The sequence below is a fragment of the Megasphaera indica genome (genome assembly GCF_046614755.1).
Taxonomy (GTDB): Bacteria; Bacillota; Negativicutes; order Veillonellales; family Megasphaeraceae; genus Megasphaera; species Megasphaera intestinihominis.
Genome location: NZ_JBKKJR010000020.1, coordinates 42,900 through 52,990, shown reverse-complemented (window position 1 = coordinate 52,990; position 10,091 = coordinate 42,900). Strand labels below are relative to the sequence as shown.

Below are 10,091 nucleotides of genomic sequence, written 5' to 3'. Positions count from 1 at the left end.
TAATGAATTCATCGCGTAACTCCTTTGAGATGATGTGTTTTAGCAGATTCATTATACTTCAAAGTGTGGTTACGCGATATTTATTTGTTCAAAAAGTTGTAAACTGCTGTTTTTTAATTAAAATCATTAATATGTAGAGGAATGAACAATGAGTAAATGGACCGATATTAGAGACAGTGTTGTAGAAGCTTTGAACGTAGATATTGTCACAGAAGATATGAAGAATGAGCTGACGCAAAACATCGTAACGAATGCCATCCCGGCTGTCGAAGCTGTTGCCGACAAATTCACGACACAAATCCAGGAACAGAGTAAATCGGAAACAGGATGGAATATGATCCGAGACCGTATTATTTTGCCATTAGTTATTAATGGCACTATCTGGGCCGTGAAATTTGTACTGAACAAGAGCACGACTGAAGAGCAGCAAACGGAATAACAGTTAAAAACAAAGAAAACCCGCCGAGTCAGATAATAACTGGCTTGACGGGTTTATTTTTTCACCGTTACACACGCTTAAACGCTTGACAATATTCGTTAAAGCGTGTATAATATAATCATAAGGAGGTGGTGATGCTTATGGATAAAGACGATATAGAGTGGTTGATATCGCTGATTGTTACTATATGGTTAGCGGTTAGAAAGCCAAAAGAAAAAGCCCCCAAACGTAAACGCCGTCGCAAGCAAAAACGTTAGGAGCTGAGCGGGAAGGGAAGCCGCAAACTTCCCTTCTTGCTTCTATTATAGCATAGGAGGACTGAAAAATGAAGATGATAGCAATATTATGCGGAATCATAGGAATGATGATTGCTATACAATGGGATATAGAAACGGGGAAAGCATTTATTACAGGAGGTGTAGCAGGATTATGGATGGAACATTTAGTGAGAAAGCTTTATTTGAAGTAATGACTGCGGCAGAAGCCGCAGAAAAATGGGGAATGAATCCGAGATCCATACAGCAAGCCTGTACTGGGTATAAGGGAGGGAAGCCTAGGTTTTTGGACAAAGAGGCCCGGAAGGCTGGGAGAATATGGCTCGTCACAAAAACAGGCATGGAACGACTGTATGGACCGGAGCCGAAAAATTAAGCTACATATTTTGAACATACAAAATGATTTATAAAAAACGTGAGAAGGTTAGAGTGAACATTTAAACGGTTCACCATAGAAAAAAGCTCACGCATTTTGCGTGAGCTTTTTTGTTGTGGCCCGTTGTTCGTGGCTCGTAGGGGCTCGCACGTGGCGAGCCCGTTTCAGAAGTTGTAGGATTTCCCAGCCAGATTGCTAAGAAAGTCATTCACATTCCTAATGGGGTCCACGTGGCGATCCTTACAGCATAAAAAAAGCTGCCGCACCTTGAGGCGACAGCTTTTTTTACACTATCTTTCAGAGGCGGGCGCCCCACGTGGCGCCCCTACATTGATTATTTTTTTAAATCCGGTGTGCAGTCGATGATGATGCTGCCCGGTTGTTTCATGACCGTGAAGTTGCCTTTTGTCGAGGATAAGGCTTTTTCCAGGGTCTTGCTGTGCCATTTTTCGACGCCCATCTGGGAACCGCCGATATTTTTCGACGATGCCGATTGTTTCTGGGCATCTTCCGGCAGGAGGTCACTGATATTGACGTTTTCACCGTCTTGGACTTTGATAGTCACTGTAACGGCCCGGCCGTTCTGGAAGACGACCTGGTAGCGGCCATTATGGAAGACGCGGATCGTGTCGCCCTGGGAGTAGGGATGGCCCCATTCATTTTCCCAATCGGCCTGGGTATCGCCGATGGTCGGCAAGTTGGCGACCGGCGTTTCTTTCGTGTCGGCCTGGCTCTTCGTATCCTGACCCTGCTTGCTTTCGCCAGGCTGTTGCTGCTGAGTCTGGGTCTGCTGTTTCTGCGGCTGGGAATTGGTCGGCGTCGCCGGCGTACAACCTGCGGCTATGAGCGTGAAGAGCATGAGGACTATCGTGAGATAACGTTTCATGAGTAAGACCTCCTTAGCGGCGCCGGCGGTTGTCTCCGCCCTTATGGCGCTGTTTATGGCGTTTTTCCTTGGTCGTCTGGTAGGTGCTGGCAGGCAGCTTGTCCTTGTAGGTCTTTTTCTTTTTCGGCGGACGGCTGCTGGCCTTGACCTTCACCTGACCGGTCAGGGTATATTTGGTGATTGTCGCGTGGATGTTGTGTTCGATGCGGCGGACCCAGTTTTCATCGGCTGCCGTGGCGAACATGATGGACAAGCCTTCACTGCCGGCCCGGCCCGTGCGGCCGATGCGGTGGATGTAGTAGTCGACGTCGTGGGGAACATCGAAGTTGAAGACGTGGGTAATGCCTTCGATATCGATGCCGCGGGCGGCGATGTCCGTGGCGACCAGAATCTGCGTCTTGGCTTTGGCAAAGTCGCGCAGGACCTGGTTACGGCGGCCCTGGGACATGTCGCCGTGGAGTTCGCCGATGTTGAAGCCCTTGGCGATGAGTTTGCCTGCCAGGAGGGAAGTCCGTTCCTTGGTGTTGCAGAAGACGATGGCCAGGTAGGGGTTCATGTCGGTCAGCATCTGGCAGAGCTTCGGCAGTTTCTGTTCTTCTGTCATCATGTAGATGCGCTGTTCGATGTTTTCCAGGGCGATGGTCTGGCCTTCGAGAATATTCAGGACCAGCGGGCTCTGCATGTGCTTCTTGGCCAGGCCTTTAATCTTATCCGGGACGGTGGCCGAGAAGAAGAGGAGCTGCCGTCGTTTCGGCGTCAGGCCGATGAGTGTATCGACGTCTTCCAGGAAGCCGGCCTGGAGCATCTGGTCCGCTTCGTCGACGATGACCCGGCGGACGCCGCTGAGGTCGAGGGAATGGCGGCGGCAGTGGTCGAGGAGCCGGCCTGGTGTGCCGATGATGACGTGCGGATGGCGGTGCAGTTTCTGCAGCTGATTCTCGATGGTCTTGCCGCCGATGAGGCTGAGGACGTCGATGCCCAGTTCCGGTGCCAGCGTATCGGCGACGTCGGCAATCTGACGGGCCAATTCCCGTGTCGGTGCCATGACCAGGACCTGTTCGGCGTGGATATCCGTCTTGATCTGCTGCAGCGACGGCAGGAGGAAGGCAAAGGTCTTGCCCGTGCCAGTCTGGGCCTGGGCCAGGATGTCGCGGCCCTTGAACAGCGGCGGGATGGCCTGGGCCTGGATGGCCGTCGGTTCGTCGACGCCCTGCTTATGGAGGAGTTCACAAATCTTCGGCGTAATGCCGAGGGATTCAAAATTCTTTGTCATGTATGTTCCTTTCTGTGCGGACTAAAATCACTTGCTATAATTTCTATTGTACACAAAAGCCAGGCCTTGCGCAAACTTTTCTTTCTTTTAGGGATATGGTATACTAAAGTGATTTCGTTTGCATTATTTTAGGAGGTCTTGCAGAAAATGAGTTGGTGGCGCGATATCTTGCGGCAATGTGTCTTCATGTGTTTCTTTATCATTCCCATTCCCATCGGTGCCTATACGATCCACAGCGGCTCCAGTGCCGTCGTAGCCATGGTAAGTTATGTCTTTTTATCGCTGGTCATCCCCGTAGCCTACGTGGGCTGCCACGATGCGACGTTTGGCCCCAAGGGCGGGCGTATCTGCCGCTGGGTCATGGCCCTCATGTGGTTCATCGTCTTTGCGGCTATCGGGGCCTTTACGGCCTTCATGGGTGTCTATTGGAAGGCTGCGCCTTTCTGGGAATGGCCGACCATTGGCCGTGATATCGTATTCATCGTTGGCATGTACGCAGAAATCAGCCTGACCATGCTCCTGGCTTACGCCATATCCCAGCTCCTGCCGGGCCGAAAGGAAGTAGGTTAATGGACAACTTACAAAAACAGACATGGCACGACCGGCTGCTGGCCGTCGTCTGGTCGTCGTGCGGCATCCTGCCGCTGCCCTTTGGTGCCTTTGCTTCAGATAGGCCATATATCGCCTCAGCGTCGATTCTGGCCTTTTTTATCTTATCCTTTGCCGTTCCCCTGTGGCTGGGCTATCGACGCCGTCGTGCGGGCAGGGACGGCGATTATGCGTCATCCGGGGCGACCCTGTATGGCGGCGCCGTCGTCCTGCTCGTCGCTGTCGGCCTGCTCAACGGCCTGACCGGCCTGGACTGCTGGCATTCTTATCCCGTCCGGGTCGGATTATTCGCCCTGTGGATGTTCCTGACCGTCGCCATACAGTATCTGGCGGCACGGGCCGTCGATTTCTGGAAAGGGCGCCGGCGGAAATACTGGTACTCCCAGTTCATCGATCCCATCGTCTACAGCCTGCCCCTGCCGTGTGCCGTGCTGGGCATGTTCCTCTTCCCGGCCGTCAGCGACTCGTCCGTGACGCAGAGCCTGGTCGTCGGCATCATGGCCATCATGGGCTTCTGCTTCATCGGCATGAGCATCTTCGTCATTGCCACCTTCGCCCTCTATTTCTTCCCGTATAAGCGCTATGGTTATCAGGGAAAACAGCGGCTGGTCCACATTGCCGCCATCGTCGTCATGGTCCTCATGTGGGCCCTGGTCCAGCACATCCTCTTCGACAGCCAGATACACGTCTTTACGTACATCTTCAAGGCCATGCCGATCCTCCAGAACAATCCCCTGGTCTTCGTCACGCCCTTCGTCGTAGCCGCCCTGACCATCATCGGCTGCGTAGCCATGCGCAACGTCGTCCTGGCGGCCTTTGAGGGGAAGAGGAGTTTGTAGTTTGTAGAAATTGTAGGGGCTTGCCGTGGCAAGCCCGCCTCAGAATATGAATGATTTTCCGGTTCAAGGAGAACGTCGCCTGATATCCAGCGGGTCGCCCACGTGGCGACCCCTACAGTAAAAAAGGCTTGTCGCACGGCGACAAGCCTTTTTTTTATTTAATTTCCACGATGGTCTGCTTCATGATGGTGAAGCGGATGACGTATACCAGCCATCCCAGGAAGGCGGCGAAACAGCCGCTGAGGAAGGTCGTGGCATCGGTGGTGGTCAATGCATATACGCAATAGATAATGGATACGCCTGCCAGGAATATCGACGTATTTCTGTTACAGACTTCATTGGGGATATGTTCCTTGGTGAGGATCGTCGTCAGGGCCCCGGCACAGAGCATGTAGGGGATGACGTTGGTGACGACGGCCAGGTTGGCCAGGAGTTCGAACTGGGCGGCCAGGGTCGGGCTGATGGTCATGAGGGCCAGGAAGCTCTGCATGCAGAGGATGCACAACATGCCTTTGACCGGGACGTCAGCGCTGGTGACTTTGGCGAAAATCTTGGGGAACAGGCCGCGCTGAGCGCTGGTCTTGAAGACGCGGGCCAGGGTGAACTGCCAGGACAAGAGGGAACCGGCACAGGAGAATACCATCAGGCCCATGACGGCTTTGCCGGCCGTATCGCCGAGCATGTACGAGAAGGCCAGGCCGAAGGGAGCGCTCGATGCCAGGATTTCCGCATTGGGGACGATACCTGCAATGACGTTCGTCGAGGCGACGTAGATGATGGCGACGCCGAGGGTGCTGACGAAAGTGGCAATAGGAACGGATTTCTTCGGATTTTCAACGGCATCCATGTTGACCGCTGCCGATTCGAGTCCCAAGAAGGACCACAAGGTCAGGGCGATGGAATTGCCGACGGCATCGCTGAGTCCCAGGTTATTGGGGTTCCACGAAGCCAGCCAGGTAGCCGGGCTGAACCAATGCCAGCCGATGATGGAAATGCCCAGGACCGGGATGATGGCACCCCAGATGGTGATGGTACTGAGCTTGCCGGAATAACGGGAGCCGCTGAAGTTGAGGGCTGCCGCAATCCACAATAAAGCGATCGTATATAAACACGTCTGTAACGGCGTAAAGGTTGTCTCAAGGAAACCGGCGCCGTAGCCGACCGCCGTAATGGCGATAGCGACGTTTGCAATTACGATGGAAACAGAGTAGGCGTAATTAGCCATAAAATGTCCTACACGCCCGAAAGCGTATTCGGAGTAACCGCCCATACCACCTGGCTTTGTCGTGAACATGCCACATCGGGCAAAAGCCATGGCCAGGGCTAAAGAGCCTAGTGAGGTAATAATCCAGGAAATAATCGAGATCGTACCGACTTCGGCGAGCTTGGTCGGCAGCATGATGATACCGGCGCCAAGCATGTTGGCAGCAGTGACAAAGGTCAACTGTACCACAGACATTTTACGACATGTAGTTTTCATTATCAGTCCTTCTTTCGTTAGTGATGCGTATAAGCATGTCTTGAAATTTTTAGCAAATTAATTCTATCATTTTTGCCGGGAAAATTAAATACTTTTTGAAAAAACGTTATATGTATTTGGGCCACTTTTCACGCTCTATATTCCAAATGGGAATAGAGTTTAGTGGTTCGTGTTTCGTGGCTCGTAGCACTGTAGGAATCGTACGTGGGGACCCGTTGGAAATTTGAATGAGTTTCCCAGCAATCTGAATGGAAGATTGCATAATCCTGAAGCGGGCGCCCTACGTGGTCGCCCCTACAGAAATTTAAAAATATCAGCTGACTGCTAAAAAAAGCTTGCCGCCGAAGCGACAAGCTTTTTACACATGAGAGATGAAATTAGTCGATGTTTTCTACGACGCAAGCCGTACCCTGGCCGCCACCGATGCACAGTGTAGCCAAACCGTATTTGCCGCCGACTTCTTTCAAGCCATAGAGCAGGGTTACGAGGATACGAGCGCCCGATGCACCAATCGGATGGCCGAGGGCGATAGCGCCGCCATGGATGTTGACTTTGTCCATATCGAAACCGAGTTCACGGCAGCAGTATACAGCCTGAGCTGCGAATGCTTCGTTAGCTTCGACGAGGTCGAGGTCTTTGACTTCCAGGCCTGCTTTAGCCAATGCTTTACGGGAAGAAGGAACAGGGCCGGTACCCATGATAGCGGGATCTACGCCAGCAGAAGCATAGCTTACGATCTTAGCCATCGGTTTGAGGCCGAGTTCTTTAGCTTTATCAGCGGACATAACTACGAAAGCAGCTGCGCCGTCGTTGATGCCGGAAGCGTTACCAGCCGTAACTGTGCCGCCTTTTTTGAAGGCCGGTTTCAATTTAGCAAGGCCTTCCATGGTCGTGCCTTCACGCGGGAATTCGTCCGTGTCGATGACAACGTCCTGTTTCTTCTGATGAACCGTTACCGGAACGATCTGGGATTTGAATGCGCCGCTCTTGATAGCTTCGCAAGCTTTGACCTGAGAACGGACACCGAGTGCGTCCTGGTCTTCACGAGTGATGCCGAAACGTTCAGCAACGTTTTCAGCCGTGATGCCCATATGATAGTCGTTGAATGCGTCCCAGAGGCCATCTTTGATCATCGTATCGACGAGGACACCGTTGCCCATGCGATAGCCATAACGAGCTTTCGGAACAGCGAAGGGAGCCATGGACATGTTTTCCATGCCGCCTGCTACGATGACGTCAGCGTCGCCGGCTTTGATCATCTGAGCTGCCAAGGATACGCAGCGGAGACCGGAACCGCAAACTTTATTGACCGTAAGAGCCGGGACTTCAATCGGCATACCAGCTTTGATCATAGCCTGACGAGCCGGGTTCTGACCCTGAGCAGCCTGGAGGACATTGCCCATTACGACTTCGTCGACATCTTTGCCTTCGATACCAGCGCGTTTGAGCGCTTCTTTAATGACGACAGCACCGAGTTCTACAGCCGGTGTGTTTTTGAAACCGCCGCCGAATTTACCAATTGCCGTACGGCAAGCACTTACGATAACTACTTCTTTCATTGGAATCACTCCTTGAAAATTTTTACGTATTGAAATAGATGCCGGTGTATCAGTATGAGAGGATGCACCGTGCGAAAGCGTCATATTATAAATGACACTCTGATATTGCTATCATACACCATTTTAAAGAAAATGTATAGAGAACGTTCCAAAAATTACGTACTCTATACATCTCCATTACTTATTGCTAGGGAATAGGGAATTTTGTTAAATTACAGACGTTCTACGATGATAGCCGTGCCCTGGCCGCCGCCGATGCAGAGGGAAGCCAGACCATATTTACCGTTGATTTCCGGTTCAGCCAATGCGTAGAGCAAGGTGACGACGATACGAGCGCCGGAGCAGCCGATCGGATGGCCGAGGGCGATAGCGCCACCGTGGATGTTGACTTTGTCCATGTTGAGGCCGAGTTCGCGGCAGCAGTATACGGACTGAGCTGCGAAAGCTTCGTTCAATTCGATGAGGTCCATCTGGTCGACGTTCATGCCGGTCTTCTTCATGACTTTGCGGACTGCCGGAACCGGGCCGGTACCCATGATAGCCGGTTCAACACCAGCCGAAGCCCAGTCGATGATGCGAGCCAGCGGTTTGATGCCGAGTTCTTTAGCTTTTTCAGCGGACATTACGACAACAGCAGCTGCGCCGTCGTTGATGCTGGAAGCGTTACCAGCGGTAACCGTGCCGTTTTTGATGAAGGCCGGACGGAGTTTAGCCAAGGTTTCCATGGTGCAGTTCGGGCGGATGAATTCGTCTTTGTCGACGATGACATCGCCTTTTCTCTTATGAACCGTTACCGGAACGATCTGGCTGTCGAATTTGCCTTCCTGCTGAGCTTTGTAAGCCAGGTTTTCAGAACGGCAAGCCAATTTATCCTGATCTTCACGGGTTACGCCAAAGCGGGCAGCGACGTTTTCAGCCGTTACGCCCATGTGGTAATTGTTTTCTGTGCAGAACAGGCCATCGCGCATGAGCAAGTCTTCGAGGACGCCGTTACCCATACGATAGCCGCGGCGGCCTTTAGCGATGGAGTAGGGGGCGTTGGACATGGATTCCATACCGCCGGCTACGATGATGTCGGCATCGCCGAGTTTGATCTGCTGGGATGCGAGGGAAATGGCACGCATACCGGAACCGCAGAGTTTATTCAATGTGAAAGCAGGAACTTCCTGAGGAATACCCGAATGGAGGGCTACCTGACGGGCCGTGTTTTCGCCGCAGCCAGCCTGGAGTACGTGGCCCATGATGACTTCGTCGATCTGATCTACAGGAATACCTGCGCGTTTGATTGCTTCAGTAACAGCAGCGACACCGAGGTCTACAGCGGTGACGTCTGCGAACTGGCCATTGAAACTGCCGATGGCCGTACGGCAAGCACTTACGATAACAGCATCTCTCATTAGAAAAACCATCCTTTCTGATGTGGAACAGAGTATAGAATAATATAGTATATAAGACTTTTTTGACGGAGCCGCCGCTTACGCAGCTCCTTGGGGGTTACGCTGAAATGAAGAACTTGAGTTCTAAATTTCACAATCTCCATGCCTATATAGTACATTTTTTCACAATGAAATGCAAGAGGAAAATGAATTTTTCTTATGCTAGATACTCATGCTAAAGAAAGAAGCAGATGCGAAAAGAATAAAGTGGACGAATAATTCGCTATGCGTATGATTATGTAGGGCCCGTTCCGGCGGGCGGCCCGGCTCTCCTCATAGGAGAGCTGTCAGCGAAGCTGACTGAGAGGTTGCTCTTTCAACATAGTTTGTAGTACGGAGTTTGTAGGGGCGCCACGTGGGGCGCCCGTTATGAATTTTGGAAATTCTCTCAGCAAACGGAGTGGGAAATCGCACATTTCCTAAGCGGGCCGCCCTTTGGGACGGCCCCTACGAACCCCTAGCCCCTAGCCACTAGCCACTAAAAAAGGGCTTGCCGCGTCGCGGCAAGCCCTTTTCCTATCCCTCTTAAAGAAGATGAGCGATGAAACTGTATGAAAGTAAAGCACTCATGGAGATGATGATTTTTGCATTGGCACTTAAGTTCATAGTTCTTACCTCTTTTCTTCCTTATTATATGACGATACTTAATAATTTTAAATGATTCCCAGATATTCGTCCTACCTGTAGGAGAACTCTTTATCTATAAATATAATAACATACGAGTAAATAAAATCAATGGCTGAAAAATGCAACGACAGGGCGGATAAATGATTTAAAGGCAATGAATGGCTAAATAACGATATAAAATCAAGAAAATGGGGGAGCCGATTTTTAAAAAAGAAGAAAGATGAGGTAAAAAACAAGAAGTGTAAAGCACTATAAAATAGATATTTATTCATAACAGAAAAATATTAAAATT

10 protein-coding genes are annotated in these 10,091 nt (G+C 51.2%); 5 read left to right on the top strand and 5 right to left on the bottom strand.

The genetic code is table 11. The features are described from left to right. Positions 1-148 precede the first annotated feature (148 nt). The 3 genes from ACFCTO_RS09950 (at position 149) to ACFCTO_RS09940 (ending at position 1,090) form a co-directional block, all read left to right on the top strand. Positions 149-439 (top strand): hypothetical protein, encoded by a 291-nt coding sequence (locus ACFCTO_RS09950; protein ID WP_499876809.1) that lies wholly within the window; start codon positions 149-151, stop codon positions 437-439. 325 nt (positions 440-764) lie between these two features. Continuing rightward, positions 765-908, top strand: a complete 144-nt coding sequence (locus ACFCTO_RS09945; protein ID WP_350635843.1) for a hypothetical protein — start codon at positions 765-767, stop codon at positions 906-908. Then, the gene (locus ACFCTO_RS09940; protein WP_499876808.1) at positions 869-1,090 is read left to right on the top strand and encodes a helix-turn-helix domain-containing protein; all 222 of its coding nucleotides are present in this window, start codon (positions 869-871) and stop codon (positions 1,088-1,090) included. Before ACFCTO_RS09945 ends, ACFCTO_RS09940 begins: the two co-directional genes overlap by 40 nt. A 334-nt stretch (positions 1,091-1,424) precedes the next feature. On the opposite strand, the gene ACFCTO_RS09935 is transcribed toward ACFCTO_RS09940, so the two are convergent. Together ACFCTO_RS09935 and ACFCTO_RS09930 are read right to left on the bottom strand one after the other, a co-directional pair. After that, on the bottom strand, positions 1,425-1,976 hold the full coding sequence (locus ACFCTO_RS09935) for a hypothetical protein (protein ID WP_292260210.1): 552 nt from the start codon (positions 1,974-1,976) through the stop codon (positions 1,425-1,427). Positions 1,977-1,989: 13 nt separating this feature from the next. After that, complete coding sequence (locus tag ACFCTO_RS09930; protein WP_292260212.1) at positions 1,990-3,249, bottom strand: DEAD/DEAH box helicase; 1,260 nt, start codon at positions 3,247-3,249, stop codon at positions 1,990-1,992. A 147-nt stretch (positions 3,250-3,396) separates the two neighbouring features. On the opposite strand from ACFCTO_RS09930, the gene ACFCTO_RS09925 reads away from it, so the two are divergent. After that, positions 3,397-3,819, top strand: a complete 423-nt coding sequence (locus ACFCTO_RS09925; RefSeq protein WP_499876807.1) for a hypothetical protein — start codon at positions 3,397-3,399, stop codon at positions 3,817-3,819. Beyond that, positions 3,819-4,697: a hypothetical protein gene (locus ACFCTO_RS09920; protein ID WP_499876806.1), complete on the top strand. Its 879-nt coding sequence runs from the start codon at positions 3,819-3,821 to the stop codon at positions 4,695-4,697. Before ACFCTO_RS09925 ends, ACFCTO_RS09920 begins: the two co-directional genes overlap by 1 nt. A 154-nt stretch (positions 4,698-4,851) precedes the next feature. Here the strand turns inward: ACFCTO_RS09920 and potE are convergent, their stop codons facing one another. The 3 genes from potE to ACFCTO_RS09905 form a co-directional block, all read right to left on the bottom strand. Beyond that, positions 4,852-6,177, bottom strand: a complete 1,326-nt coding sequence (gene potE, locus ACFCTO_RS09915; protein ID WP_292260220.1) for a putrescine-ornithine antiporter — start codon at positions 6,175-6,177, stop codon at positions 4,852-4,854. 377 nt (positions 6,178-6,554) lie between these two features. Continuing rightward, a complete protein-coding gene (locus tag ACFCTO_RS09910) occupies positions 6,555-7,736 on the bottom strand; it encodes an acetyl-CoA C-acetyltransferase (RefSeq protein ID WP_292281721.1) in 1,182 nt (393 codons plus the stop codon). 212 nt (positions 7,737-7,948) lie between these two features. Beyond that, positions 7,949-9,133: an acetyl-CoA C-acetyltransferase gene (locus tag ACFCTO_RS09905; RefSeq protein ID WP_499876805.1), complete on the bottom strand. Its 1,185-nt coding sequence runs from the start codon at positions 9,131-9,133 to the stop codon at positions 7,949-7,951. Between the last annotated feature and the right edge of the window lie 958 nt (positions 9,134-10,091).

Bases quoted from the DNA above. Each gene is read 5' to 3' on its own strand.
- potE (WP_292260220.1), bottom strand. From the start codon at position 6,177: ATGAAAACTACATGTCGTAAAATGTCTGTGGTACAGTTGACCTTTGTC.
- ACFCTO_RS09950 (WP_499876809.1), top strand. From the start codon at position 149: ATGAGTAAATGGACCGATATTAGAGACAGTGTTGTAGAAGCTTTGAAC.
- ACFCTO_RS09920 (WP_499876806.1), top strand. From the start codon at position 3,819: ATGGACAACTTACAAAAACAGACATGGCACGACCGGCTGCTGGCCGTC.
- ACFCTO_RS09910 (WP_292281721.1), bottom strand. From the start codon at position 7,736: ATGAAAGAAGTAGTTATCGTAAGTGCTTGCCGTACGGCAATTGGTAAA.
- ACFCTO_RS09925 (WP_499876807.1), top strand. From the start codon at position 3,397: ATGAGTTGGTGGCGCGATATCTTGCGGCAATGTGTCTTCATGTGTTTC.
- ACFCTO_RS09930 (WP_292260212.1), bottom strand. From the start codon at position 3,249: ATGACAAAGAATTTTGAATCCCTCGGCATTACGCCGAAGATTTGTGAA.
- ACFCTO_RS09945 (WP_350635843.1), top strand. From the start codon at position 765: ATGAAGATGATAGCAATATTATGCGGAATCATAGGAATGATGATTGCT.
- ACFCTO_RS09935 (WP_292260210.1), bottom strand. From the start codon at position 1,976: ATGAAACGTTATCTCACGATAGTCCTCATGCTCTTCACGCTCATAGCC.
- ACFCTO_RS09940 (WP_499876808.1), top strand. From the start codon at position 869: ATGGATGGAACATTTAGTGAGAAAGCTTTATTTGAAGTAATGACTGCG.
- ACFCTO_RS09905 (WP_499876805.1), bottom strand. From the start codon at position 9,133: ATGAGAGATGCTGTTATCGTAAGTGCTTGCCGTACGGCCATCGGCAGT.